Below are 25,688 nucleotides of genomic sequence, written 5' to 3' on the forward strand. Positions count from 1 at the left end.
ACCGGCCTCACCAAGAGAAACGGGGTGACAACGGTCCGTGCGGGCGTCCGTGTTGACGAAGGTAGGTTCGAGTGCGAGCGTGGTCAATCCGCGCATGTCAGACCGCCGCACCCCAGTTGTTTCCCGCGAGAAACGGCTCCGCATGACCGCAACGCCCACCGCCCCGCCCACCCTTCTCGTCCTGGACGCCGACCCGCTCCCCCGCCTCGGAAAGCTCACCGGCCGCGTGCGCGTGAAGCACGCCGACGCGTCGACACTCGCGGAGCAACTGCCGTCCGCCGACGTCCTGTTGGTGTGGGACTTCACCTCGCACGCGGTGCGCTCCGCCTGGCCGGGCGGGGGCCCGAGACCGCGCTGGGTGCACACCGCCAGCGCGGGCGTGGACCACCTGATGTGTCCCGAACTCGCCGACTCCGACACGGTGGTGACGAACGCGCGGGGCGTCTTCGACGATCCGATCGCCGAGTACGTCGCCGCACTCGTCCTCGCGATGGCCAAGGACCTGCCGAGGACACTGGACCTCCAGCGGGAGCGGACCTGGCGGCACCGCGAGGCACAGCGGGTGGCCGGGACCCGTGCCTGTGTGGTCGGCTCCGGGCCGATCGGGCGGGCGATCGTCCGCGTCCTCAAGGCACTTGGCGTGACGACCGCCCTCGTGGGCCGCACTCCGCGTACCGGTATCCACGGCCCCGGCGAACTCGACCGGCTGATGGCCCGCGCCGACTGGGTGATCTCGGCGGCCCCGCTCACCGACGACACCCGGGGCATGTTCGACGCCCGCCGGTTCGGCTGTATGCAGCCCTCGGCCCGTTTCATCAACGTGGGCCGGGGACAGCTCGTGGTGGAGGACGCGCTCGCGGAGGCCCTCACCAAGCACTGGATCGCGGGCGCCGCACTGGACGTCTTCGAGACCGAACCCCTTACCCCCGACAGCCCGTTGTGGCAGGTCCCGGGGCTCATCGTCTCCCCGCACATGAGCGGTGACACGGTCGGCTGGCGGGACGAACTCGGCGCGCAGTTCGTGGAGTTGTACGAGCGCTGGGCGGCGGGCAAACCGCTGCGGAACGTGGTCGACAAGAAGCGCGGGTACGTACCGGGTCACTGAACTCCCAATCCTGGAGGGCCGGATGACGACCGAACTCACCGAGCTGACCGCCGTGGAACTCCTGGACGGCTACCGCGGAGGGGAGTTCAGCTCCGTGGAGGCGACCCGCGCGGCCCTGGAGCGGGCCGAGGAGATCCAGCCCGTCATGAACGCGTTCGTACGGCTGGACGCGGAGGGCGCGCTGGCTCGGGCGGCCGAGTCGGCGGAGCGCTGGCGGCGCGGCGAGCCTGCCGGGCTGGTGGACGGGGTGCCGGTCACCGTGAAGGACATCCTGCTGCAGCGCGGCACCCCGACCCTGCGCGGCTCCAAGACCATTGCCGCACAGGGCAGTTGGGACGAGGACGCGCCCTCGGTGGCCCGACTGCGCGAACACGGCGCGGTGTTCATCGGGAAGACGACGACCCCGGAGTTCGGCTGGAAGGGCGTCACGGACTCCCCGCTGTCCGGCGTCACCCGCAACCCGCACGACCCCTCCCGCACGGCCGGCGGTTCAAGTGGCGGCAGCGCGGCGGCCGTTGCCCTCGGCGCCGGCCCGCTGTCGCTGGGCACGGACGGCGGCGGCAGCGTCCGTATCCCCGCGTCCTTCTGCGGGATCTTCGGTCTGAAGCCGACGTACGGCAGGGTGCCGCTGTACCCGGCGAGCGCGTTCGGCACGCTGTCGCACGTGGGCCCGATGACCAGGGACGCGGCGGACGCGGCGCTGCTGCTGGACGTGATCGGGGTACCGGACGCCCGCGACTGGTCGTGCCTGGACCGCCGGCCGGGCTCCTTCACGGAGGAACTCGCGCACGGCATACAGGGCCTGCGGATCGCGTACTCCCCGTCCCTCGGCGGCCAGGTCGCGGTGCGTCCGGCGGTCTCGGCGGCGGTACGGCGGGGCGTGGAGCGGCTGGCCGCGCTCGGCGCGTACGTCGAGGAGACGGACCCCGACTTCACCGACCCGGTGGACGCCTTCCACGCCCTGTGGTTCGGCGGCGCGGCCCGGGTGACGCAGAAACTCGCCCCGCAGCAAAGGGAGTTGCTCGACCCGGGACTGCGGGAGATCCGCGCCGCCGGGTCCCGCCTCTCGGCACTGGACTACCTCGCGGCGGTGGACGTCCGGATGGAACTCGGCCGCAGGATGGGCCTGTTCCACGAGCGCTACGACCTCCTCGTCACCCCCACCCTCCCGATCACCGCGTTCGAGGCGGGAGTCGAGGTCCCGAAGGGTTCCGGGCACCGCCGCTGGACCGGCTGGACCCCGTTCACCTACCCCTTCAACCTGACCCAGCAGCCCGCCGCCACCGTCCCGGTGGGGAACGACGGCGACGGGCTGCCGATCGGGCTTCAGATCGTGGCGGCCCGGCACCGGGACGACCTGGTGCTGCGGGCGGCGCACGCGCTGTACGGCGCCGGGGCCCCGGGGGACGCCGGAGTCAGGCCCGCCGGAAGCTGAGCGTCTCCCCCGCCGCCCCCGACCGCCACAGGTCGTTGCAGGCCTCCGCCATCTCCGCCAGCCCCTCGACGACCTCGCCCCAGACGATGCCGGGCACCCAGCCCACATCGCCGTTGAGGAGCAGGTTGTTGCGTTCGTAGAAGAGGGCCAGGTCGACGACCGTCGTTCCGGCGCGGACCTCGCGGTCGTAGCCGTAGGCCTTCGTACCGAGTTCCGTACCGGCGAAGGCGAAATAGCAGAGATCGCCCGGTATGGGGGTGACCGTGGGGTTTTCCAGCGGGGGTTCCGTTTCTGCGAATGGCGGGAAGAGGGCGTAGATCTCGTTGCGGGCGTACTTGGCGTGGTAGACCTCGCCGGCCAGCGGAAGTGCGTTCCAGATCGCCGCACAGGTCAGCGGCGCACGTTCCACCAGCAGTTTTGCCCGGCAGTGGACGTTCCGTTTTGCGAGTGAAACCTCGATGAACTGATCCGTCATGCCTTCCAGGGTGCATATCCGCGATGCGGTCGGGTAGCTGCGCGCCCATGGCTCCACCACTTGGGAACGACAGACACACATCCGGTCACACGCCGGGTCACACCCGCAGGGCACTGCTCGCCGGGGTGGCGGCGGCCGGTGCCCTCGGCGCGGCCGGCTGCAGCCGCGTGGCCACCGCGTCGGCCACCAGCGGCGGTGATCTGCTCGACCGGCTGAAGGCGCAGGGCGTCGTACGGCTGGGGATAGCGGGTGAGATCCCGTTCGGGTACATCGACAAGGAAGGCCGGCTCACCGGTGAGGCACCGAAGCTGGCCGAAGCGATCTTCAAGCGGCTCGGGGTGGACAAGGTGCAGCCCGTGCCCACCGAGTTCGGCTCGCTCATACCCGGCCTGAACTCGCAGCAGTTCGACGTCGTGGCCGCCGGGATGTACGTGACCCCGGAACGCTGTCAGCAGGTCGTCTTCGCCGACCCCGACTACCAGGTGCTCGACTCGTTCGTCGTGCGCAAGGGCAACCCGAAGGGGCTGCACACCTACAAGGACGTCGTCGCGAAGAAGGCGAAGTTCGCCACCGGCACCGGCTACGCGCAGATCCAGCATGCCGTCGACGCCGGGTACAAGCAGGGCGACATCCTGATCGTGCCGGACCAGGTCGCCGGGCTGAACGCCGTGGAGGCGGGCCGCGTCGACGTCTTCGCCGGTACGGCGCTCACCACCCGCGCGGTCGTGCGGAAGTCGGCGAAGGCGGAGTCGACCCGGCCCTTCGCACCGCTCGTCGACGGCAAACCGCGGATCGACGGAGGCGCGTTCGCGTTCCGCCCGACCGAGACGAAGCTGCGCGACGCCTTCAACGTCGAGCTGCACAAGCTCAAGAAGAGCGGGGAGCTGTTCCGCATCCTGCGGCCCTTCGGGTTCACCAAGGCCGAGATGACGGACCTCACCGCGAAGGAGCTCTGCGGCGGATGACCTCAGGACTCTGGGAACTCGTCCTCAAGGGGATCTGGACCACCGTCCAACTCCTCGTCCTCAGCGCGCTGTTGGCGACCGCAGTGTCCTTCGTCGTCGGCATCGCCCGCACCCACCGGCTGTGGATCGTCCGCTTCCTCGCCGGTCTGTACACCGAGGTGTTCCGCGGCACCTCCGCCCTCGTCATGATCTTCTGGGTGTTCTTCGTGCTCCCGGTCGCCTTCGGCTGGCAGCTCGTCCCGCTGTGGGCGGGCACGCTCGCGCTGGGCCTGACCTACGGCGCGTACGGCACCGAGATCGTGCGCGGCGCGCTCAACGCGGTCGACCCGGCCCAGCAGGAGGGCGGGGTCGCCCTGAGCTTCACGCCCTGGCAGCGGATGCGGCTGATCCTGCTGCCGCAGGCGGTGCCGGAGATGATCCCCTCCTTCTGCAACCTGCTGATCGAACTGCTCAAGGGCACCGCCCTGGTGTCCGTCATGGGCATGGGCGATCTGACCTTCAGCGCCAACCTGGTGCGGCTCGCGCTGCAGCAGAGCGCGGAGATCTACACGTACATCCTGCTCATCTACTTCGTGATCGCCTTCACGCTCACCCGGCTGATGCGCGGACTGGAGAAGCGGCTGAAGGCCGGGATCGGCAAGGCGCCCGGCGACGAGAAGACCGCGCGTGAGCTGAAGCGCGCCCAGACCACGGGTGTCGGAGGTGGCGTCGCGTGAAGTGGAACTGGAACGCCGTGAGCGACTTCATGCCGTACTTCTGGGACGGCCTGAAGGTCACCCTGCAGATCCTGGTGCTCGGGTCGCTGATCTCGTTCGTACTCGGCCTGGTGTGGGCGCTGCTGATGCGGACGCCGTCGCGCTGGGTGCGCTGGCCGGTCGGGGTCGTCACCGAGTTCGTCCGGGACACCCCGCTGCTGGTGCAGCTGTTCTTCCTCTTCTACGTGCTGCCGGAGTGGGGGCTGACCTTCTCCGCGCTGACCACCGGTGTCTTCGCGATCGGGCTGCACTACTCGACGTACACGATGCAGGTCTACCGCGCGGGCATCGAGGCGGTACCCGTCGGCCAGTGGGAGGCGGCGACCGCGCTGAACCTGCCGGTGCGCCGGACCTGGACGGCCGTGATCCTGCCGCAGGCGATCCGCCGGGTGGTCCCGGCGCTGGGCAACTACGTGATCGCGATGCTCAAGGACACCCCGATCCTGATGGTGATCACCGTGCTCGAACTGATGGGCCAGGCCCGGCTCTTCTCCCAGGAGCACTACCAGTTCACCGAGCCCGTCACCGTGATCGGCGTGGCCTTCGTCCTCATCTCCTATCCCGCCTCCCTGCTGATCCGAGCCCTGGAGCGACGCCTTGTCCGCTGACACACCCCTGATCAAGGAAACCGACGCCAACGCCAACCCCCCGGTGGACGGCAGTGAGCTGATCCGCCTGGACCATGTGACGAAACGTTTCGGGTCCAACACCGTGCTCGACGACCTCGACTTCTCCGTGGAGTCCGGCAAGCACGTCACCCTGATCGGCCCCTCCGGATCGGGCAAGACCACGATCCTGCGGCTGCTGATGACCCTGACGAAGCCGGACGAGGGGACGATCACCGTCGACGGGGAGCAGCTCTTCCCCGCGCCCGAGAAACAGATCCGCGAGATCCGCAAGAAGATCGGGATGGTGTTCCAGCAGTTCAACCTGTTCCCGAACATGACCGTGCTGCGCAATGTCACCGAGGCACCGGTCACCGTCCTGGGCCTGCCCAAGGACGAAGCGGAGGCGCGCGCCCTGGAGTTGCTCGACCTGGTCGGCCTCGCCGACAAGGCCGGCGCCCGCCCGACGCAGCTGTCCGGCGGCCAGCAGCAGCGGGTCGCGATCGCGCGGGCGCTGGCGATGCGCCCGCAGGTGCTGCTCCTCGACGAGGTGACCTCCGCACTCGACCCCGAGCTGGTCGCGGGCGTGCTCGACGTGCTCCGGGACATCGCCCGCACCACCGACATCACCATGCTCTGTGTGACCCACGAGATGAATTTCGCCCGGGACATTTCCGACCAGGTCCTGATGTTCGACGCGGGCAAAGTCATCGAATCGGGCCCGCCGGAGCGGATCTTCGGCGATCCGGAACACCAGCGGACCCGGGATTTTCTCGGCGCGATTCTTTGACGTTTGTTCAACTACGCCAAGTGAACGACCGAACACCCAAGGTCTACGCCACGTGGCATGCCGTAGGCATATGCCAAGAGTCCCGCGTCCCAGTTGGGAGGGCATGAGGAGGGACAGAATCTCGCCAACAGCCGCTCCACATCGGCCGTTTGACAGCTATCGTGGAGAGGATTCGCTGTCCGGTATCACGGCCCAAGAAGCGAGCGCAGGGAGAAACACCGTGGCGCTGATGCACGAGCCGACCGCTCCCTACCACTCGGTACAGGACGCACTGCGCATCCTGGAGACCGTCGCGGGACACACCACCGGTGTCACGGACACCGAACTGGCCCGCCGCACCGGCCTCGGCGTCGAGCGCCTGACCATACTGCTGCGGACCCTGCGCCGCGAGGGCTACGTCGAGCAGCTCACCGACGGCGCCTACGTCACCGGCGAGGCCCTGGGCCGGCTCGGGTCCGCGGCCGGCCGCGACCAGGCGGTGCGCGAGCAGATCCAGCGGACCCTGGACCGGCTGCGCGACTCCCTGGGCGCGGCGGTCTACGTCAGCCGGTACGTCGACGGCGAGGTCACGATCACCCAGTACGCGGCCGGGCCCACCACCCCGGCGGTCAACGAGTGGGTCGACTTCCGCTTCTCCGCGCACGCCACCGCGCTCGGCAAGAGCCTGCTGGGCCAGCTCGACCACAACGGCCGCCGCGACCATCTCTCCCGCCACAAGATGGCCCGCCTCACCTCGCGCACCATCACCAGCGACAAGCTGCTGCTCTCCCGCCTGGAGACCCAGCCGCCGACGGTCCCCCACCTCGACCTCCAGGAGTACGCGCTCGGCACGGTCTGCGCGGCCGTCCCGATCACGGCGGGCTCCTCGGTGGGGTGCCTGGCCCTGTCCCTCCCGGTCGAACACGCCCACCGCCTGCGCCGGGCGGCGGACACCCTGAACCGCGAGGCGGGTCCGGTACTGCTGTCCCTGGCGATCTAGCCGCTGCCCCGGACCTGGTCCGGAGCACCCCTCCGGACCAGGTAGTATTTTCTCGTCGCCCTCCGCGAGACTCAGATCCAGCGGAAGGCGTGAGTCATGCGCCGCTAGCTCAGTTGGTTAGAGCAGCTGACTCTTAATCAGCGGGTCCGGGGTTCGAGTCCCTGGCGGCGCACAGTGTGTGATCAAGGGCATCCTCCTTCGGGAGGGTGCCCTTGGTCGTTGGCGGGCCGCTCACGAGGACTGACTCATTCAGGTGACCGCACCGAGTGATCCGCACTCCCGCGCCAGGCGCTCGCCGGACTCGGACCGGGCCTTTCGAAAGCAGTCCGCCTGATGCTCTCCGGCCCGCATGGAGCCATCGCTATGGTTCGCACGAGGGGGACTTTCCGCAGGCAGTTGCTCGTTTGGAGCCCGCCCGCGGTGTGCGTCGGCCTGGCGATCGCGTACAAACGACCTGTCCGCCCGCCCAGCAGGACGGGCTTGGGGCCCGCCTCGTGACGAGCGCGGCATGCGCTGCTGCACGAGCCACGAAGGGTACGGAAGGTCGCGGATGCCGCTCAGAGCGCACCCCTCCGCACGCCGCCAGAGACGAGCGGTTCAGCGTACGAATCCCAACGGCGTGCCGCTCAAGCCGAAATCGACCACGCCGAAATACGCGATGCCTTCGAGGAAGTCGCTGAATTCTTGGGAGTCCCTCAGACCTCGCATGAGAACGCAGAGCGAATTTCTTCCGCGGCCGTCGCCGCTGAAGGACTGACGGAAACCTTTGGATCGCTCGGCCCTCCCCCTCCCGGACCCACGGAGAAGTACAAAGGCGGCGGATCCGGATCGGACGACGGCGTAGGCGCCGGCCCGAAGGAGCGGAATGCCTGAAGGGACGGCGACGGGAGAACCGAGGAACTCGCGGTCTCCTTCGCCGGAGAATGGACGCAACTACCGGCTCCGCACCTCAGAGTGGCCCTCAAAGCGTGGGAGAACGAAAGGCAGCGGCAACACGAGCTGGCACTCGTACGCGAGAACAACAGGAACCGGCTCGACGCGCTCGGCATGATCACCGGATTCGTCGTCTCACTCGCGTCCATCGGGGGCGCCATGACTTTTGACGTGCCGGACGAAAGACAAAGATGATCACGACCGATCAATTGATCATAAAATCCATAGATATCACTCTTTGCACCGACTCGACTGGAACCATCGTGCGATACCAGTAAGCATCACGAAGAGGAGCACACCGAGTGAAGAACCGTGCAATGGAGCGGTCCGCGGTACGCCAATCCCCGCGACGCCGATGGATCGCCGCAGCGCTGGGTGCCGCAGTCGTGACCGCCCTCGCCGGCGGTCTGCTGGCCGGCAGCACCCAGGAGGATTCCAAGAAGGCGACCAGCCCCGTCGCGGCCCGGCAGTTCGCGGTGAACCCGCAAGGACCGACCTCTGCCGAGTCGTCGGAGTGGGAGCAGCTGACGGCGACCCGAGAGAGCCGGGCGCGGCTCATCAGCGAAGTTCAGGCAGCCTTCGCCGGTGTGGCCACGGTCCGCACCGATGCACCGGTACAGAACACCGGGAGCATCACCTCCGCGACGTCCACCGACAAGGGACACGCCGTCCAGGCACTGGCGACCGGTGTGACCGGGGACCACTTCTGGATCATCGCTTCGTACGGAGACATCGCCCGGGGAACGATCGCAGGCGCCGTGCGTGCCTGTTCGGTCAAGGTCCCGGCCTGGCTCTGCACGAACGCGGGCAACCTGTTGACTTCTTGGAGCCGGGGCTGGGGAGCCGCGGCAAACCACGGAATCTGGGCCGCCGTCTATTGGAGGCCCGCACACGTCACCGGTGGCCGCTGGTAGTCCACCGCCGGGGGCACTGAGTCCCTTCCGAGTCAGCGGCACCGGCGCGAGCCGAGTGCCTCCGCACGCCGACGAAGCTCCTGGCAGACGGGTTCCCGAGCAAAATCCCCCGTGTCCGCCAGGAGCTTCGTGTGTTCGTTGCCGGTCAGCGGTGGAAACCAGGTCTTCTCAGGGCGGCAACCAGCAGTCCCGGGAAAGTCCGAGGCGAGATCGCCCGAGTGCGTGCCTCGTGGGTGGGCGCAGGAATCGTGCCGTCGAGACCCTCGCAGCGATTCCGCTCGCAATGGTGTGCAGCGCGGAGTCAAGCACCGTCACACCGCGCCCGGAGGTCGACGCCGGACTCGTGATGGCCCGCGCCGGGGGGATATCCCCAGTCCGTTCCTGGGGTGCACCGGATCGCGTCCCGTCGAGGGCGAAAACTAGCGTTCGGTCATGGCTTTGACTCTGCGAAAGCATCTCGCCATGGCAGTCGGTGCCGCCACGCTGCTCGCCACCGGGGTGGCCCCGGCCGTCGCCCAGCCCAGCGGTCCCTCCCACAAAGAGCAGTTGCGCCAGGACATCGAGGCGATCCAGGCCCTCGATGTCAGCGGTGTGCAGGCCCGCGTGATCGGGCCCGACGGCCGGCAGTCGGTCGCTACCAGTGGCACCGCCGACCTGAACACCGACCGCCCGGTCTCCGCCGACGGCTACTTCCGCATGGCCAGCACGTCCAAGACGCTGGTCGCCACCGTGGTCCTCCAGTTGGAGGCCGAGGGCAGGCTGTCCCTGAACGACACCGTCGACCAATGGCTGCCCGGAGTGGTGCACGGCAACGGCAACGACGGCAGCCGGATCTCCATCCGCCAACTGCTCCAGCACACCAGCGGCATCCGCGGCGACCTGCCCGGATACACCACGCCGAAGGAGTACTACCAGCAACGCCACAACGTCTACGAACCCGAGCAACTGGTCGACCTCGCCATGGCCCACGAGCCGGAGGACTTCCCACCCGGCGAGGGCTGGGCGTACTCCAACACCGGTTACGTCCTGCTCGACATGATCATCCAGAAGGCCACCGGTCGCCCCGCCCACCAGGAGATCGAAACCCGCATCCTGCGCCCGCTCGACCTCGACCGGACCCGGTGGATGGGCATCGCGCCCACCCTGCCCCGGCCCCACGCCCAGGCCTACCAGCTCTTCGGTCCCGGTTCCCGGGTGGACGTCACCGACCAGATACCGGTGGACTACGAGAACCTTTCGTGGGTCACGACCACGCGGGACGAGAACCGCTTCCTCCGCGCGCTGCTCGACGGCCACCTGCTACCGGCACGGCAGCTGGCCGAGATGAAGCAGACCGTCCCCGTGAGCGCGGAGGTCCAACAGCTGTGGCCCGACGGCCGTTACGGGCTCGGCCTGGTCGAACGCCCCCTGGGCTGCGGCGGAACCTACTGGAGCCATGAAGGCGGGGACGGCGGCTACATCACCCTCAACGGCGTGACCGACGACGGCAGACGAAGTGCCGTGGTCTCCATGTCCGAGGCACGCGGCGACACCCTGAAGCACATACTGGACCAGGAGAACGCGGCCAGCGCCCTGATCGACCACGCACTGTGCGCCGAGGGTTCCAGCACCCCGTGAGCGGACCTCGCCTCCCGCGATCCCTGGATCCCAGTACCCGGCCGTTCGTGCAGGCATGGGGAGGCCTGGCCGCCGCGGCCGCGTTACTGGGCGACTTCGACACCGCCGAGGCGGCCGTGGTCCGGATGCGGACCTACCCGGTCATGGGCCACCCGGCGGGTGAGGAGCGCCTCGGCGAGGCGTGGCTCCAGGCCGCCCGCGGACACCTGTCCCGGGCCCGGGACGTCCTGGCCGCCGCGGCCTCGGCCGCCCGCGACACCGGCCAAACCACTTCGGAGATGCTGCTGTTGACGGACATCGCCCGCCTGGGCGGCGCGAAGGAGGTCTCCGCCCGGCTGGCCGAGCTGAGCGGGCACTGCGACGGAGATCTCGCGCCGGCCCGGGTCCGCCCGAGCAATGCCCTGGCCGTCGACGAGCCGGACCCGTTGCTGGCGGCGGCACGTGAACTGGGCGCCGTCGGCGCCCAGTTGCTCGCCGCCGAAGCCGCGGTGTCGGCCGCCGCGGCCTGGCGCCGGGCCGGTCATCCGCGCCGCGCGACCGCCGCGTCCCAGCTGACCCGCACCTTCACCGCCGGCTGCCCCGGGGTGCGCACCCCCTCCTCGTGAGCGCGGAGGCCACCTACGCCTTCACGGAGCGCGAACGCGAGATCGCCCTGCTCGCCGCGGCCGACCTGCGCAGCAAGGAGGTCGCCGAGGCACCGCACCTGTCCGTGCGCACGGTCGACAACCATCTCCGGCACGCCTACGCCAAACTCGGCGTCCGTACCCGCCGCGAACTGGCCGACATGCTCAGCCGATCCGACTGGTCCCCGCCGCTACGACGGCGTCCCGCGGAGTCAGTCGTCGATACGCCGCCTCCCCCGGCGGCCGCCACCACACCGGATCGGCGCACCGGATCCCCTCCCGCCGCAGCCCCGCGCGATGGATCTTGTTCGTCGCCGTGACCGGCATCCGCCGCACCACCCGTACGAAGCGGGGTGCCATCTTCGTCCCCAAGTCCGGCTGGGCCAGCAGGAATTCGGCGAAGGCGAGCGGGTCGAAGTGCCCCGCGATCGTGGCCATGACCTGGTCGCCGGTCACCGGGTCCGGCACCGCGTACACCGCCACGGCGTCGGCGCCCTCGTAGCGGGCGAGGATGTTCTCGATCATCGCGGCGGCGAGGTTCTCGCCGTCGACGCGGAGGCGGTCGTCGGTGCGGCCGGCGAAGTAGAGGTAGCCGTCGGTGTCCCGGTAGAAGAGGTCCCCGGTCCAGTACCAGCCTCCCCCACCCTCGGCTTCGCTCGAGCGGGGGGACCCCCACCGGCGGCGTTCCGCGTCCGCCTCCGGATTGCGCCAGTAGCCCTCGAAGGGGTTGGCGGCCCGATTCACCAACTCCCCTATTGCCTCCTCCCCGTTGAGCAGCCGTCCGGCCGAGTCGAAGACCGCCCGCGGGCACTCCGCCCGCGTCTCCGGATCGAGTACGGCGAGCCCGGGCGCCGCCCGTCCGACCGCACCGGAAGGTGTCCCGGGCGACCACTGCACCGCCGCCCCGCCCTCCGAGGACCCGTATCCCTCCACCAACCGCACCCCGAACCGCCGCTCGAACGCCGCCGCGTCCACCGCCCCCGCCTCCGTGCCGAAGCCCATCCGCAGCGGATTGTCCCGGTCGTCGGGGCGTTCCTCCGTGGCCAGGATGTACTGCACGGCCCGGCCGACGTAGGTGAAGTACGTGGCCCGGTACGCCCGTACGTCGTCCAGGAACCGGGACGCCGAGAACCTGCGGCGCAGCGCCACCCCCGCCCCGGCCGCCAGCGCCGGTGCCCAGTCGGCGATCACCGCGTTGCCGTGGAACATCGGCATGCAGATGTAGTGCACGTCGTCCGGGCGGACCCCGAAGCTGTCGACCAGCGAGGCTCCGGCGGCGGCCAGGCGGCCCTGGGTGCAGATCGCGGCCTTCGGGGCGCCGGTGGAACCGGAGGTGAAGTAGAGCAGGATGCGGTCGTCGGGGGTGGCCCGGGAGAAGGCGTCCGGTTTCGTGTGCGCGTACGGCGCGAGGAGGTCGTCGTAGGCCTGGGTGTCCGTCACCATCAGCCGCACACCGGGGAGTTCGAGGCCGTCGAGGAGCGGGAGGTGTGCCCGTCCGGTGACGAGGATCCGGCATTCGGTGTGCAGGATGTCGCGGGCCAGCTCGGGGCCCCGGCGGGTGGGGTTGATGCCGGCGACGGCCGCGCCCGCGAGGGCCGCCGCGCTCAACCACAGTGGGTATTCAGGGGTGTTGTCGAGCAGGACGCCGACGTGGGGTGCGGTGCCGGGTGGCAGGAGGTCGGTGAGGAGCGCCGCTCTGGCCGCGGCGCCGGCCGCCACCTCGTGGTGGGTGAGCGTCCGCCCCTCGCACCACAGTCCCGGGCGGTGGTCCTCCCACCGTGCCTGTACGAGTTCCGCGACGGTACGCCTCCTGGACTCCATGGGGGCGCACGGTAGTTGACGTACCGTCAGATGTGGAGAGGCGTGCCGGTCAGAACCCGTCTGGGCCCGAGCCCGCGAAGGTGGTGGCGTAGGAGGCCATGAAGCCGATGCAGAACACGACGATCACGCCGAGGAAGGCCAGGATGCCGAAGGTGGCCGCCGCCTGCTTGCCCCGGCTGGGCTCGTGCGCGGTGGCGACCACCTCGCGGCCGTCGGTGTAGTACACGGTGACGTAGTCGCCCTCGATGACGGTCCCCCGGCCGCCCCCCTCCTCGAACCGCACGGAGCGGCCGTCACGGGCGGTGAACTCGTACACGTGGTGCAGTGTCGTGCGCACGGAGGTGTCACCGTGGCCGCCGCTCACCGTCGTGTACGAGCGCAGGCAACGCCCCTCGGCCGTCAGGCCGCTGTTCCAGGCACGGCGCACCTGGAGCCAGCGGCGTGTCACGCGATACCCCATGAGGAGGGCGAAGGCCATCACGAGGCTTGGGATGAGGTAGAAGATCAGGTCCATGGTGCGTCCCCCGAGGTCGGATACCGCTTGGTGGAGGGAACCTACCCCCGGGGAACACCGGACTGTCTCAAGCGAAGCTCAGAACGTGACGTCCGAGCAGGCGTAGAACGCGTTGGCCGTGTCCGCGATCGTCCACACCGCGACGATCACATGGTGGCCGGTCAGGCCGGACGGAAGCGTGCCGCTGTGCGAGAGGGTGGCCGGCGGGCGCTGGCCGTTGTAGGGGACGGTGAGGAACGGCGTGGTGTTGAGGTCCGAGCGGGCCAGGTTGTGGTTCTGGTTCCAACCCTGCCTGGTGACGTAGTACTTGAAGTCCGTGGTGGCGTGCATGGCCGTGAACTGCCAGCGGAAGGTGTACGACTGACCACCCGTCACCTTCGTCGTCGGCCAGGCGCCGCCGGACGGGGTCGTCGGTGAACTGAGCTGACTGAAGCGGCTGATCCCGCCGCTGCAGATCTGTCCGTCGGCGGGACCGGCTGCCGGGAAGCCCTTGGGGCCCTCGACGCTCTGCGGCTCGTACTGGATGTCACCGCAGTTCGTCACCGTGCCGTTGGCACAGAGTTTCTGCCTGCTGATGGGGAGGTCGGTGTAGCCGTGGCTGCTCGCGGCCCCGGACGAGAGCACGATGGCCCCGGCCGTGGTGAGCCCGAGCACGCCCGCGTACCACTTGGTCTTTTTGCGCATGCTGCCGCTCCTGGAGAACGTGTGGGGAGTTCCGTGAGCCGTGCAGGTCTAGACCAAGTCCCAGATTATTGCCCTTACTTGACCGTGTCCATACCACTCACGGCGCGGCTTCTCCGCGCCCCGAACAGAACGCGACCGTCAAGTCCTTGACCAGCGCCTTGCGTTCGTAGTCGTCCAGCTCGACCAGCCCGCGCATGGTCAGCCGGGTGACGGTGTCCTCCACCGAGTCGACGACCGACGTGAGCATCGTCGCCCGCTGTTGCGCGTCCAGCGTGGCGATACGGCGCCGGGTCATCGCCGCGGCCACCTCCGGGGCGTACTCGACGCGCAGCGGCTGCACCGAGAACACCTCGATGCCGACCGGCCCCGCGTCCGCCGCGACCAGCCGGGTCAGCGCGTCGACGGCCAGTTCGGCCGCGCCCTTCGCGCCGCCGCCCGGCGGCTCCACCGGCACCCGGGTCAGCGCCGCCTCCACGCACTCGCGCAGATACGTCTCGTGGTCCTCGACCCCGAGCGTGGCCCGCGCGGTGTCCCGCACCCGCCACACCACGAGCACGGCGACCCGCAGCGCGACCCCGTTCGCGTCGGCGGCCGGCATCGGCTCGCTGCGCCAGTGCCGCAGCCGTACGTCGACCCGGCGGCGCAGCAGCAGCGGGTTGACCCACATCAGCCCGGTGCGCCGGACGGTCCCCCGGTACCGCCCGAACAGGCCGAGCACCCAGGCCCGTCCGGTACGGCCCCGGGCCAGACCGCCGAAGCCGAAAAGACCGAGCGCGCCGGCCCCGGCGTACGCGGCCCACTGCGCGGGACCGAGCCCGGCACCGGCGTAGACCGGCAGCCGTAGCGCGTCGGCCGCGTGCGGGGGCAGGACGCCCGCCCACCACGAGGTGGCGAGACAGCCGGCGAGTCCGCAGGAGCCGGCGAGCACGCCCGCCGTACCGGGCAGCACCCGGGCCGGCCGCTCCACCAGCTCGGGGTCGACCTCCGGTGCCGGGCGCGGCTTGGCCGGCAGGGGGCGGCGGAAGCGCGGCTGTTCGCCGGTGCCCTGTCTGCGTCCCACGACAGCGGGTCGGAGCGGCAGCGACACCGGGTCGGGGTCGTCGCGGAAGAGCAGGTGGACGGGGATCTCGGTGGTCGCCTCGTTCTGGATGAGGCGCGCGGGCCGGGTCGGCGCCGCCTCGGGCGGCCCCGCGGGTTCCTCGTTCTCGGGCGTCTGTGAAGTGGTCGTCGTACTCATGGTTGCCTCCAGCCTCCGCGCCAGATGCGTCACAACGGGTGGGGGTGTACGTGCCTACGAGAAGAGCCGGCGCCAGGTCTCCGGCCCCGGGTAGCCGTCCGCCGCGCCGCCGCGCCAGCCCTGGGCGCGCTGGAAGGCCTCGACGTTGCGCCGGTCCGGCTCGCCCCAGCGCGGTCCCGGGCCGGTCGTGTAGTACTTGCCGAAGCCCTTCTTGACCAGCTGCTTTCCGAGCTCGGTGACGTACTTGTTGGTCGCGCCGGGGCGGAACATGCCCCGGCCGGGATAGCCGGGGACACCGTGCGAGGCGGGGGTGGCGGCGGGCGGGCCGGCCGCTCCCACCACCGCGCCGCCGATGTTCCTGCCCTTGCCGGTGATCAGCAGTTCCCAGGTCAGCGGTCCCGGCAGGCCGTCCGCGTCCGCGCCGGTCCAGCCCTGGGCCTGCTGGAAGGCCTGGGTGGCCAGCCGGTCCGCGTCCGACCAGACCGGGCCGGGACCCGCGGTGTAGTAGGAGCCGGCACCCCGGGCGACGAGCATCGTGCCGAGCTGGGTGACGTACTTGTTGTTGGCGCCGGGGCCGAAATACGCCGGTCCCGGGTACGCCGTCTTCGGCGTGACCGCGCCGGCCGGCGTCACCGGGGGCACCGCGGGCTTCGAAGGCACAGGGGGCTTCGGGTTCACCTCCCCCGCGCTCACCGTCAGGCCCCTGTAGCGGTAGGGGACGTAGTTGGCGGAGTGGCTCCAGTACGCGTACGGCGTGGACTGGCGCCGGGCGTGCGAGGGGGTCTCCTCCAGGGCGATGTAGTAGGTGTGCGTGTAGTCGGTCCAGCCGCCGAAAATGACGACGTGCGAGCCCTTCTCGGGATTCTCCGGATTGTGGAACAGCAGAATGTCGCCGGGCTCCAGTTCCTCCTTGGAAATACGCGTCCCGTACTGGTCGAGACTGCCGGTCCATTCGTTCCCCGGCAGCCCCCAGGCCATCGAGACGAACCCCGAGCAGTCCTGCCGGTAACCGTCCGACCAGTATTCGTTCATGCTGTACGGCACCTGCGCCGCGATCCAGGTCTTGGCCCGGTTGATGATCTCGGCGCGGGTGGTCGCGGGCGCCTTGAGGACACCGGCCGGCTTCGCCGGTTTCCCGCTCGGGCCGTGCAGCGGGGCCTTGGTGCCCTGCGGGGTGGCGGGCTCGTCGCCCGTGTCACCTGCGGGGACGCCGGGGCGGGGCGAGGTGTGGGGAGCGGCGAGGGCCGGTACGGCGTGCCCGGCTGCGAGGGTCGCGGACGCGGCGGCGGCCACGACCAGGACCCGCCCGGCGACGGTGTGGCCGGTCGGGGAATGCGGCAGGGCGCGCCGTCGGCGAACACATCCTGGGCAATCACAATCGCTCGCGGGATCGAATTCCTCGAATACCGGAGTCTCCATGCGATGCCCCTCACACTCCAGGTGGAAAATTCCGCACTCGTGCACGTCCGCCAGTTTCTCAACTGTCTTCCGGACTCGCATGTTGACGGTCCGAATGATGTACAGGGGCCCGCCGGGGGCCGGAGGGGGTGGTCGGGAGCACCCCTGGGCATCCGGTACAGTTGTCCAGGTCAGCAGGCGCCGCTAGCTCAGTTGGTTAGAGCAGCTGACTCTTAATCAGCGGGTCCGGGGTTCGAGTCCCTGGCGGCGCACAGACAGCGAGGCCCTCCGCACTGCGGGGGGCCTTTTGCATGGACGGAACACAGGCCTCACCCCGTTTGGCCGGATACCCTCTCGCCATGGCAGCCCGTGACCTCCAGGAGCGGATCAAGAAGCTCATCCTCGACCGTCGGCTGCCCTCGGGGGCACCTCTGCCGACCGAGCCCGAGCTGATGGTGTTCCTCGGCGCGAGCCGGAACTCGGTGCGCGAGGCGCTCAAGGCCCTGCAGGCGATGGGGATCGTCGAGATCCGGCACGGGTTCGGGACGTACGTCGGGCCGATGTCGCTCGCGCCGATGGTCGAGGGTCTCGCGTTCCGTACGGTCGTCGGGCACTACCGGGGCGAGGACAGTCTGCTCCAGCTCCTCGAACTGCGGGAGGCGGTGGAGTCGGGGCTCGTCGCCCGGCTCGCGGGGCGGCTGCCGGAGCGGGATCTCGCCGAACTGGACGCGCTGGTGGGGCGGATGGAGCGGGAGGCCGCCGAGGGGGTCGGGCTCGCGGCCACCGACCGCGCCTTCCACGCCACCCTCTACCGGGGGCTGGACAACGCGCTGCTGAGCGAGGTCCTGGAGGCCTTCTGGGACGCCTTCCACCGCGTCCGCGCCGATCTCGCGGCCGGCCCGCAGGACCCCGAGGTCACCTGCCGCCAGCACCGGGAGATCCTCGACGCGGTCCGGTCCGGGGATGCGAAGCGCGCCGAGAAGGCCATAAGGGAGCACTTCGACAACGTGCGCACAAGGCTGTCCACAACGACTCCACCTGATCCCCACACGCGCCCCAATGAACGCGTATGACCGGTAAACACCGCGTTTCGTGTCTTGCGATCAAGATGAACACCGTAGAACCCTGGTTTTGAAGATGCTGTCGGTACACGGCAGTTGAGGGGGTAAGGAACCGGTTGTACGGTTTCGCGGGGAGGAGGGGCCCCGCCGGGGAACAGATGTCTGAGGGGGCATCGCGCAACCGGACGGTCGCAGTCGCATGTCTTTGTGAGTGGACTGTGTGGTGACTGTGGCCACCACTGACACGCCCGTCGCGGGTCGAGGGGGACCCTGACGGACGGCCGCGACAAACAGACACGCGCGTTCTCGCGTGTGGGGGGATGACTCATGACGTCGACGCCGACGGGCGCCCGACAGGGCTTCGACCCGTCACAAACCACCGAACTCAGAGTCCCGGGACACCGGACCGGCAGCTTCCGCCGGATCAAGAACACACTTCCGAGATACGACTACGAGCACTACAGCCGCCTTGCGGGACCCCTCACCGAGCCCGCCCCGGACCGGCCGTACAAGGTCCAGTACCGGTCGCTGCTGTCGCAGGAGACGCACCGCGTCCGCGCCGCGCTGATGCTGGGTGCGGCGCCGCTGCTCTCGCTGATCCTGCTGGGCTGGCTGCTGCAGCCGGGGCACTGGACCCAACGCGACTATCCCGCCTACGACTTCCTGCCCGCGCTGGACATCGTGATGCTGGTCGCGATCGGTCTGATCGAGTTCTTCCGCTGCATGAACGTGCTGTCCAACGCGCACGCCACGCTGGTCGCCCGCGACCCGGTCCCGGTGGTGCCCGAGACCGGCACGAGAGTCGCGTTCATCACGACGTTCGTGCCCGGCAAGGAGCCCCTGGAGATGGTCACGAGGACCTTGGAGGCGGCCGTACGGCTGCGCCACCGGGGGCTGCTCCACGTGTGGCTCCTCGACGAGGGCGACGACCCCGAGGTCAAGGCGGTGTGCGGGCGGCTCGGCGTACATCACTTCTCCCGCAGGGGAGTCGAGAAGTGGAACCGGCCCAAGGGACCCCACCGCGCGAAGACCAAGCACGGCAACTACAACGCCTGGCTGGAGGCGCACGGCGACGAGTACGACTACTTCGCCTCCGTCGACACCGACCACGTGCCGCTGCCCAACTACCTGGAGCGGATGCTCGGCTTCTTCCGCGACCCGGACGTCGGCTTCGTCATCGGCCCCCAGGTGTACGGCAATTACGACACCCCGGTCACCAAGGCCGCCGAGTCGCAGCAGTTCCTCTTCCACGCCCTGATCCAGCGGGCCGGCAACCGCTACGGCTCGCCGATGTTCGTCGGCACCTCGAACGCCGTACGGATCAAGGCACTTCAGCAGATCGGCGGGCTGTACGACTCGATCACCGAGGACATGGCCACGGGATTTGAAATGCACCGGGCCAAGAATCCGGCGACCGGGAAGAAGTGGAAGTCGGTCTACACGCCGGACGTGCTCGCGGTCGGTGAAGGGCCCAGCGCCTGGACGGACTTCTTCACCCAGCAGCTGCGGTGGTCGCGGGGGACGTACGAGACGATCCTCAAGCAGTACTGGAAGGGCTTCTTCTCGATGCCTCCGGGCAAGCTCTTCAACTACACCATGATGATCATCTTCTACCCGATGTCGGCCCTCAACTGGATACTGGCCGCGCTGAGTTGCGCCCTGTTCCTCGGTCTGGGCGCCTCGGGTGTGAACATCGACCCGACGGTGTGGCTGATGCTCTACGGCAACGCGTCCGCGCTGCAGATCGGCCTCTACATCTGGAACCGGCGGCACAACGTCTCCCCGCACGAACCGGAGGGCTCGGGCGGGGTCGCCGGCATGGTGATGTCCGCGCTGTCGGCACCGATCTACGCGCGCTCGCTCTTCGACGCCGTACTGCGCCGCAAGAGCAGGTTCGTCGTGACGCCCAAGGGCGACTCGGCCAGCCCCGACACGCTGTTCGGGACGTTCCGGGTGCACTGGTTCTTCATCCTGATCTTCGGCGGCTCGCTGATGGCCGGGTTCGAGAACGGGCACTCCCACCCGGCGATGATCACCTGGGCCACGTTCGCCCTGCTGATCACCGCGTCGCCGATCCTGGCCTGGCGGTACATGCTGCGCCAGGAGAAGAAGCAGCCGCCCGCCCTGATGGGCGAACCGCAGGACGCCGTCCCGCCGCAGCCGGTGCCGGCCGCGCATGTGCCCCAGCAGAAGCCCAGTTGGGCGGCCTCGGCCACCAACAGCGAGCAGACGATGCAGATCGCGCTCGGTGGACCGGGGGGACGTAAGGAATGAAGGAAGCCGGCCGGCGCCGTGCCCGTCGACTCGCGATCAGCACGGTGGTCGTCATCGCCCTGGCCGGGATGAACGGGCCCTGGCTGTACAGATTCAGCACCGAGAGATACCACCAGTACGTCATCAACAAGCCCGAGTACAAGGCCGACAACGGGCACTGGGACATCATCCGGTTCCCGAAGAAGTACCGGCAGGACACCATCCACGCGGCGCTGCTGCGCACCGGCAAGGTGCTGCTCATCGCCGGGTCGGGCAACAACCAGGACAACTTCAACGCGAAGAAGTTCGACACCCGGATCTGGGACCCGGTCAAGGGGACCATCAAGAAGGTGCCCACCCCGGCCGACCTGTTCTGCACCGGGCACACCCAACTCGCCAACGGCAACCTGCTGATCGCGGGCGGCACCCAGAAGTACGAGAAGCTGAAGGGGGATGTGAAGAAGGCCGGGGGCGTGATGATCCTCTACAACGAGAACCCCGACAAGCCGATGACCCTGCCCCAGGGCACCAGGTTCACCGGCAAGGCGAACGGCAAGTCGTTCGTGTCGACGGACTCGGTCCTCATTCCGCGCGCCACCAAGATCTTCGACAAGAAGACCGGCAGGTTCCTGCGGAACAACCCCGGTTACGCCCGGGTCGTCGTCGAGGCGCCCAAGGAGGGCACCAAGTACGAGACCGGCACCCAGGACAACTACCGCGTCCAGGGGCTGACCGGCGCCGACGAACGCAACACGTACGGCATCGGGAACAAGTTCGGGCTCGACAAGCGGGACTTCGAGGGGATCAAGAACGCGTACGAGTTCGATCCGGTCGCCGAGAAGTACATCAAGGTCGATCCGATGAACGAGGCGCGCTGGTATCCCACGTTGACGACGCTGTCCGACGGCAAGGTGCTCAGCGTCTCCGGGCTCGACGACATCGGGCAGTTGGTGCCGGGTAAGAACGAGATCTTCGATCCGGCGACGAAGAAGTGGACGTACACGAAGACGAAGCGGCAGTTCCCGACGTATCCGGCGCTGTTCCTGATGGAGAACGGGAAGCTGTTCTACTCGGGGTCGAACGCGGGGTACGGGCCGGACAACGTGGGCCGTGATCCCGGCATTTGGGACGTCGGCACCAATCGGTTCACGAAGATTCCCGGGCTGAGTGATCCGAACATGATGGAGACCTCGGCGACCGTGCTGCTGCCTCCGGCGCAGGACGAGAAGTACATGGTGATCGGGGGCGGGGGTGTCGGTGAGTCGAAGCTGTCGACCGACAAGACGCGGCTGGTCGATCTGAAGGACGCCGACCCCCGTTTCGTGGACGGGCCCTCGCTGGAGAAGGGGACGCGATATCCGCAGACGTCGATCCTGCCGGACGACACCGTGCTGGTGTCGGGCGGCTCCGAGGACTATCGGGGGCGGAGCGACTCCGACATCCTTCAGGCTCGGCTGTACCACCCCGACACGAACACCTTCGAGAAGGTCGCCGATCCGCTGGTGGGGCGGAACTACCACTCCGGGTCGATCCTGCTGCCGGACGGGCGGGTGATGTTCTTCGGGTCCAACTCGTTGTACGCGGACAAGGCGAACACGAAGCCGGGGGTCTTCGAGCAGCGGATCGAGATCTATACGCCGCCGTATCTGTACCGGGATTCGCGGCCGGATCTGTCCGGGGGGCCGGAGTCGATCGCGCGGGGGGCGTCGGGGACGTTCACCTCGCAGCATGCGTCGTCCATCAAGAAGGTGCGGTTGATCCGACCGAGTGCGTCCACGCATGTCACGGATGTGGATCAGCGGTCGATTGCGCTGGACTTCAAGACGGCCGGGAACAAGATCACGGTGACTGTGCCTAAGGGCAAGAACCTGGTGCAGTCGGGGTGGTACATGCTGTTCGTGGATGACGACTTGGGGACGCCGAGCAAGGCTGTGTGGGTCAAGGTGCCCTGATTGGTTGTGTTTTGACGCGGGGGTGTGGGGGCTGGATACGCAGTTCCCCGCGCCCCTTCAGGGGGTTGAGGCCCGCGCCAGTTTCAGGGCGTAGGTCGGCCACCATTGGCCTGCCTTCGGGCCGCCTTTGCAGGTCCCGTCCGACTCCCCCGGGCGTTTGATCCACAGGTAGGCGTCCACCAACGGGTCTGCCGTCTTTGTCGTCGGGGTTTCGCCCAGGGAACGGCCCGGCGGGTTGCACCAGTTCTCGTCCTCGTCGCCGGACGTATACGGTCCGTTGCCGTTGCGGCTGGTGTCAATGACGAAGTGTTTGTCGCCGGTCTTGGCCGAGAGTTGTTTGCCGTAGGTGATGGAGTCCTCGGTGGAGTAGAAGTTGGAGACGTTCACCGCGAAACCGTCGGCCTTGGCGATGCCCGCTCGCTGGAGGGGCTGGTAGATCTCGTCGGGGTGGCCCCAGCCGGCGTTTCCGGCGTCGAGGTAGACCTTCGTGTGCTTGAGGGACTTGAGCTTGGTGACGGCGTAGTTCAGGAGGTCGTAGCGCTCGTCCTGGAACTGGGCGGGGGTGCAGCCGTCCACCAGGTGGAGCACGGCGTCCGGTTCGAGGATCACCGTGGCGGAGCGGTCGGCGATGCCCTGGGCGACGGCGTCGATCCAGGCGCGGTAGGAGTCGCCGTCGCCCGCGCCGCCCTGGGAGTACTGGCCGCAGTCGCGGTGCGGGATGTTGTAGAGGACGAGGAGCGCGGTGCGGCCGGCCTTGTCGGCGGCCTCGGTGAAGCCCTGCGCCTCCGCCTTCGGGTTCTCCGGGCCGATCCACTCGCCGGTCGGCTGTTCGGCGATCTTCCTGATCTGTTCGGCGTCGGCGGTCTTGCCGGCCTTGGCGTAGGCGGCGAGCTGCCGGGCCGCGTTGGTGTCCGGGTTGACCCAGATCGGGTCGCTGCCGCCGGGCTGTTGGCCGATCTTCGCCCCCGCGTCGGGTTTCCTGCCGTCCCCGCCCCCCGAGGAACAGCCCGCGAGGAGCAGTGCCGCCCCCAGGACCAGTGCCGACGCCCGTGTGCCGAAGGGGACCGGGGTCCCCTGGCTGCCGTACATCCAACTCCCCCTTGGCTGTACCGATCCAAGGCTCAATCGTGACATACGTGGCGTGCCGCCCACGAGAACGCCCGGGATGTTGTCGGCCGGTTGTTACAGCACCGCCACGTTGGGTAGGCGCCCGGCCTATGGGCAGGGGAAGGTGGCCGTCATGCACCGAACGAACCGGGAGGGCCGGCTCGCCGCGGCGCTGGTGGAGGCGGCCGACACCCTCACCGAGACCTTCGAGACCGGCGACTATCTGCGCAGGCTGTCCGACCACTGCGTGGAGTTGCTGTCCGCGTGGACGGCCGGGGTGATGCTGATCGACGGCGGTCAGGCCGTGTCGCTGGCCGGGAGCAGTCACCGGGAGGCGGTGGCGCTCGATCTGCTGACGGCCCAGCACTCCGGCGGGCCCTGTCTGGAGAGCTACGGCTCCGGGCGGGCCGTGGCACCGGTGTCGATCGGGGTGGCCCATGCCGCCGCCCGCTGGCCGGAGTTCACCGAACGGGCGCTGCGGCACGGGATCGTGGCGACGTTCGCGGTGCCGGTGCGGCGGCGGGACACGCTGCTGGGCGCGCTCAACGTGTTCGCGCCGACGCTGCCCAACGGCGGCCCGGACGGGGAGCGTTGGGACTTGGTGGTGGCGCAGGCCCTGGCCGACGCGGCGGGACTCGGCCTGCAGAACCATCGCACGTACGCCCAATACCGGTCCCTGGCCGGGCAGTTGCAGGAGGCGCTGTCGAGCCGGGTGCGGATCGAACAGGCCAAGGGGATGCTCGCGGAGCGCTGGCAGGTCGATACCGACGAGGCGTTCATGGAGCTGCGCCAGTACGCGCGACGGCGTCGGCTGCCGCTGGACCGGGTCGCGCGGTCGGTGATCGAACGGGGCGTGGACGATGCCGAGTTGAGGGGTCCGTAGCAGCGCCGACGACCTGTGCATATGACAGGGTGCTACCGCATCGGGACATGGCGTCATTCACCCTCTAGGCCCGGGCGCTCATTCGTTCTACAGTCGACTCCAACGGCCCCGGTCCCCGGCCGGTTCATACCCTCCACCACGGTGTTTTCCCATGCCTCCCGCGCAGTTCGCCGGGTTACTCCCGCAGCCCGGGCACGCGCGGTCGAGGACCAGCCCGGTCGGCGGCTTCGGGGGGAGCGGGTCGCCGGCCGGGCCAGGTACGGTCAGGAACCGGTTCCGGTGAGGTACGCGGACACGACGACGTTCGCCGTGTAGCTGCGGTCGGCGCGGTCGAAGGTGCCGCCGCAGGTGATGAGGCGCAGTTCTGCGCGGCCCGACTGCCTTGTGCCGTAGGCCTGTTGGGCGTCGAAGTGGGCGCGGGTCAGCACGCGTACGTCGTCGACGGTGAAGTCGGCGACCTTGCCGTCGTCGCGGACGACGCGGATGGTGCGGCCCGGGCGCAGCGTGCTGAGCTTGTAGAAGACGGCGGGCCGGGTCTCGGTGTCGACGTGCCCGACCATCAGCGCGGTACCGGCGGCCCCCGGCCGAACTCCGTTCTCGTACCAGCCGACCACACCCGCCTGGTCGAACGGCGGTGCGTCGATCGCACCCTTCGCGTCGAGGCCGCGGGCCACGACCGGTGCCTGTACCGCGAGGTCGGGGATGTCGATGCGCTGCGGCAGGGCGTTGCCCAACGGCTTCGCGGCGGGCGGGAGTTCGGCCTCGGCGGGGCGGCCGACCGCGGCCACGTCGCCGGTGGTCGGCGCGGATATGCCCTGCCGTATGTCGGTCAGGTCCTGGCCCCACAGCCACAGACCGAGCAGCAGCATGGCCCAGGCCACCCCGGTCAGCAGCCGTCCGGTGCCGGTGGAGCGCTCGTGCTCGGCGGGCCGGTCGTGATCGAACATGGCCGGTCAGTCCGTCCGGCCGGGCCTACGGCTCCGGCGGGCGCTGCGCAGGGCCACGGCCGTCGCGGCGAGACCGGCCAGCAACAGCCCGACCACCGCCTGCGCGGTACCGGGACCGGCCGCACGGGCGTCCACGGCGGCGAGGTGCGCGGTGCCGCCACCGCCCGCGTGGACGGGGGCGACGGGCGAGGCGGGGGGCTGCGCGGAGGGGGACCCGGACGCGTTCTCCACGACCTTGATCGCGCCCTTCACCGTCACGCTCCCGCAGGTGATCTTCACGTCGTAGCTGCCCGGTTCCAGCGAGGAGCGGACCCGGGTCTCGCCGGCGAGGGTGCCGACCGTGCCGACGAGTTTCGCGTCGGCGACGAACGCGTCCGACGCCGCCGAGCCCGTCGTACCGGAGCAGCCGCTGATCCTGAGCGCCACGTCGGCGCCGGGGGCGGGGGACGCGGGGGTCACCGAGACCGTGCCTCCGTCCGCCGCGTACGCCGTCGGGGTGAGCGCCGCCAGGACCGCGGCACTTGCACAGAGAGTGACTTTCAGTGAGCCCATCGTGAACCTCCAGATATCTGGAGACTCCTCCTGGTCACCTGGTCGCGCATCCCTGGCGGGGCCCGATTGCTCCGTATGGGGGA

23 protein-coding genes, 2 tRNA genes and 1 pseudogene are annotated in these 25,688 nt (G+C 69.3%); 17 read left to right on the forward strand and 9 right to left on the reverse strand.

Going from position 1 to position 25,688, the window contains the following annotated elements; translation table 11 throughout:
• Nucleotides 1-142 precede the first annotated feature (142 nt).
• Together ACWDEW_RS10800 and ACWDEW_RS10805 are read left to right on the forward strand one after the other, a co-directional pair.
• Nucleotides 143-1,105, forward strand: a complete 963-nt coding sequence (locus tag ACWDEW_RS10800) for a D-2-hydroxyacid dehydrogenase (protein ID WP_450511616.1) — start codon at nucleotides 143-145, stop codon at nucleotides 1,103-1,105.
• Nucleotides 1,106-1,127: 22 nt separating this feature from the next.
• The gene (locus ACWDEW_RS10805; protein ID WP_450511617.1) at nucleotides 1,128-2,540 is read left to right on the forward strand and encodes an amidase; all 1,413 of its coding nucleotides are present in this window, start codon (nucleotides 1,128-1,130) and stop codon (nucleotides 2,538-2,540) included.
• On the opposite strand, the gene ACWDEW_RS10810 is transcribed toward ACWDEW_RS10805, so the two are convergent.
• The gene (locus ACWDEW_RS10810; protein ID WP_450511619.1) at nucleotides 2,521-3,015 is read right to left on the reverse strand and encodes a DUF3830 family protein; all 495 of its coding nucleotides are present in this window, start codon (nucleotides 3,013-3,015) and stop codon (nucleotides 2,521-2,523) included. The two genes, ACWDEW_RS10805 and ACWDEW_RS10810, sit on opposite strands and share 20 nt — an antisense overlap.
• A gap of 47 nt (nucleotides 3,016-3,062) precedes the next feature.
• Here ACWDEW_RS10810 and ehuB point away from each other — a divergent pair, with 47 nt between their 5' ends.
• The 10 genes and pseudogenes from ehuB to ACWDEW_RS10860 form a co-directional block, all read left to right on the forward strand.
• Nucleotides 3,063-3,980 carry an ectoine/hydroxyectoine ABC transporter substrate-binding protein EhuB gene (ehuB, locus tag ACWDEW_RS10815; protein WP_450511621.1) on the forward strand — a complete coding sequence of 306 codons (918 nt, stop codon included), beginning with the start codon at nucleotides 3,063-3,065 and terminating at the stop codon, nucleotides 3,978-3,980.
• On the forward strand, nucleotides 3,977-4,696 hold the full coding sequence (ehuC, locus tag ACWDEW_RS10820; RefSeq protein ID WP_450511623.1) for an ectoine/hydroxyectoine ABC transporter permease subunit EhuC: 720 nt from the start codon (nucleotides 3,977-3,979) through the stop codon (nucleotides 4,694-4,696). Before ehuB ends, ehuC begins: the two co-directional genes overlap by 4 nt.
• Nucleotides 4,693-5,343: an ectoine/hydroxyectoine ABC transporter permease subunit EhuD gene (ehuD, locus tag ACWDEW_RS10825; RefSeq protein WP_450511625.1), complete on the forward strand. Its 651-nt coding sequence runs from the start codon at nucleotides 4,693-4,695 to the stop codon at nucleotides 5,341-5,343. The genes ehuC and ehuD overlap by 4 nt, the downstream gene beginning before the upstream one ends.
• Nucleotides 5,344-5,353: 10 nt before the next feature.
• Nucleotides 5,354-6,130: an ectoine/hydroxyectoine ABC transporter ATP-binding protein EhuA gene (gene ehuA, locus ACWDEW_RS10830; protein ID WP_450511923.1), complete on the forward strand. Its 777-nt coding sequence runs from the start codon at nucleotides 5,354-5,356 to the stop codon at nucleotides 6,128-6,130.
• A gap of 220 nt (nucleotides 6,131-6,350) precedes the next feature.
• On the forward strand, nucleotides 6,351-7,109 hold the full coding sequence (locus tag ACWDEW_RS10835; protein WP_450511627.1) for an IclR family transcriptional regulator: 759 nt from the start codon (nucleotides 6,351-6,353) through the stop codon (nucleotides 7,107-7,109).
• 98 nt (nucleotides 7,110-7,207) lie between these two features.
• A tRNA-Lys gene (locus ACWDEW_RS10840) sits at nucleotides 7,208-7,281 on the forward strand.
• Between the two features lie 1,063 nt (nucleotides 7,282-8,344).
• The gene (locus ACWDEW_RS10845; protein ID WP_450511629.1) at nucleotides 8,345-8,956 is read left to right on the forward strand and encodes a hypothetical protein; all 612 of its coding nucleotides are present in this window, start codon (nucleotides 8,345-8,347) and stop codon (nucleotides 8,954-8,956) included.
• Nucleotides 8,957-9,418: 462 nt separating this feature from the next.
• Entirely contained in the window at nucleotides 9,419-10,573 is a 1,155-nt protein-coding gene (locus tag ACWDEW_RS10850; RefSeq protein WP_450511631.1) for a serine hydrolase domain-containing protein, read from the forward strand.
• A gap of 47 nt (nucleotides 10,574-10,620) precedes the next feature.
• Nucleotides 10,621-11,178 (forward strand): hypothetical protein, encoded by a 558-nt coding sequence (locus ACWDEW_RS10855; RefSeq protein WP_450511633.1) that lies wholly within the window; start codon nucleotides 10,621-10,623, stop codon nucleotides 11,176-11,178.
• Nucleotides 11,175-11,300, forward strand: a pseudogene (locus tag ACWDEW_RS10860) (LuxR C-terminal-related transcriptional regulator); the annotation flags it as partial. The gene ACWDEW_RS10855 and the pseudogene ACWDEW_RS10860, both read left to right, overlap by 4 nt.
• A 61-nt stretch (nucleotides 11,301-11,361) precedes the next feature.
• Here ACWDEW_RS10860 and ACWDEW_RS10865 read toward each other — a convergent pair.
• The 5 genes from ACWDEW_RS10865 to ACWDEW_RS10885 form a co-directional block, all read right to left on the reverse strand.
• Nucleotides 11,362-13,017: a long-chain-fatty-acid--CoA ligase gene (locus ACWDEW_RS10865; protein ID WP_450511634.1), complete on the reverse strand. Its 1,656-nt coding sequence runs from the start codon at nucleotides 13,015-13,017 to the stop codon at nucleotides 11,362-11,364.
• Nucleotides 13,018-13,066: 49 nt separating this feature from the next.
• Complete coding sequence (locus ACWDEW_RS10870; RefSeq protein ID WP_450511636.1) at nucleotides 13,067-13,531, reverse strand: hypothetical protein; 465 nt, start codon at nucleotides 13,529-13,531, stop codon at nucleotides 13,067-13,069.
• Between the two features lie 78 nt (nucleotides 13,532-13,609).
• Entirely contained in the window at nucleotides 13,610-14,215 is a 606-nt protein-coding gene (locus tag ACWDEW_RS10875; RefSeq protein ID WP_450511638.1) for a lytic polysaccharide monooxygenase auxiliary activity family 9 protein, read from the reverse strand.
• Between the two features lie 97 nt (nucleotides 14,216-14,312).
• Nucleotides 14,313-15,452: an SPFH domain-containing protein gene (locus ACWDEW_RS10880; protein ID WP_450511640.1), complete on the reverse strand. Its 1,140-nt coding sequence runs from the start codon at nucleotides 15,450-15,452 to the stop codon at nucleotides 14,313-14,315.
• A 54-nt stretch (nucleotides 15,453-15,506) separates the two neighbouring features.
• The gene (locus ACWDEW_RS10885; protein WP_450511642.1) at nucleotides 15,507-16,871 is read right to left on the reverse strand and encodes a peptidoglycan-binding protein; all 1,365 of its coding nucleotides are present in this window, start codon (nucleotides 16,869-16,871) and stop codon (nucleotides 15,507-15,509) included.
• Between the two features lie 177 nt (nucleotides 16,872-17,048).
• Here ACWDEW_RS10885 and ACWDEW_RS10890 point away from each other — a divergent pair.
• The 4 genes from ACWDEW_RS10890 to ACWDEW_RS10905 all read left to right on the forward strand — a co-directional run bounded on the left by ACWDEW_RS10890 (nucleotide 17,049) and on the right by ACWDEW_RS10905 (nucleotide 22,116).
• Nucleotides 17,049-17,122: transfer RNA gene (locus ACWDEW_RS10890), tRNA-Lys, on the forward strand.
• 87 nt (nucleotides 17,123-17,209) lie between these two features.
• On the forward strand, nucleotides 17,210-17,923 hold the full coding sequence (locus ACWDEW_RS10895; RefSeq protein WP_450511644.1) for a FadR/GntR family transcriptional regulator: 714 nt from the start codon (nucleotides 17,210-17,212) through the stop codon (nucleotides 17,921-17,923).
• Nucleotides 17,924-18,238: 315 nt separating this feature from the next.
• Complete coding sequence (locus ACWDEW_RS10900) at nucleotides 18,239-20,185, forward strand: glycosyltransferase family 2 protein (protein WP_450511646.1); 1,947 nt, start codon at nucleotides 18,239-18,241, stop codon at nucleotides 20,183-20,185.
• Nucleotides 20,182-22,116, forward strand: a complete 1,935-nt coding sequence (locus ACWDEW_RS10905; RefSeq protein WP_450511648.1) for a galactose oxidase-like domain-containing protein — start codon at nucleotides 20,182-20,184, stop codon at nucleotides 22,114-22,116. The genes ACWDEW_RS10900 and ACWDEW_RS10905 overlap by 4 nt, the downstream gene beginning before the upstream one ends.
• Before the next feature lie 57 nt (nucleotides 22,117-22,173).
• On the opposite strand, the gene ACWDEW_RS10910 is transcribed toward ACWDEW_RS10905, so the two are convergent.
• The gene (locus tag ACWDEW_RS10910; RefSeq protein ID WP_450511650.1) at nucleotides 22,174-23,205 is read right to left on the reverse strand and encodes a glycoside hydrolase family 6 protein; all 1,032 of its coding nucleotides are present in this window, start codon (nucleotides 23,203-23,205) and stop codon (nucleotides 22,174-22,176) included.
• 151 nt (nucleotides 23,206-23,356) lie between these two features.
• Between ACWDEW_RS10910 and ACWDEW_RS10915 the strand changes: the two genes are divergently transcribed.
• A complete protein-coding gene (locus ACWDEW_RS10915; RefSeq protein ID WP_450511652.1) occupies nucleotides 23,357-24,106 on the forward strand; it encodes an ANTAR domain-containing response regulator in 750 nt (249 codons plus the stop codon).
• Nucleotides 24,107-24,369: 263 nt separating this feature from the next.
• Here the strand turns inward: ACWDEW_RS10915 and ACWDEW_RS10920 are convergent, their stop codons facing one another.
• Together ACWDEW_RS10920 and ACWDEW_RS10925 are read right to left on the reverse strand one after the other, a co-directional pair.
• The gene (locus ACWDEW_RS10920) at nucleotides 24,370-25,053 is read right to left on the reverse strand and encodes a class F sortase (protein ID WP_450511654.1); all 684 of its coding nucleotides are present in this window, start codon (nucleotides 25,051-25,053) and stop codon (nucleotides 24,370-24,372) included.
• Between the two features lie 6 nt (nucleotides 25,054-25,059).
• Nucleotides 25,060-25,605 (reverse strand): hypothetical protein, encoded by a 546-nt coding sequence (locus ACWDEW_RS10925; protein WP_450511656.1) that lies wholly within the window; start codon nucleotides 25,603-25,605, stop codon nucleotides 25,060-25,062.
• Nucleotides 25,606-25,688: the final 83 nt, after the last annotated feature.

Source organism: Streptomyces sp. NPDC001100, assembly GCF_053598575.1.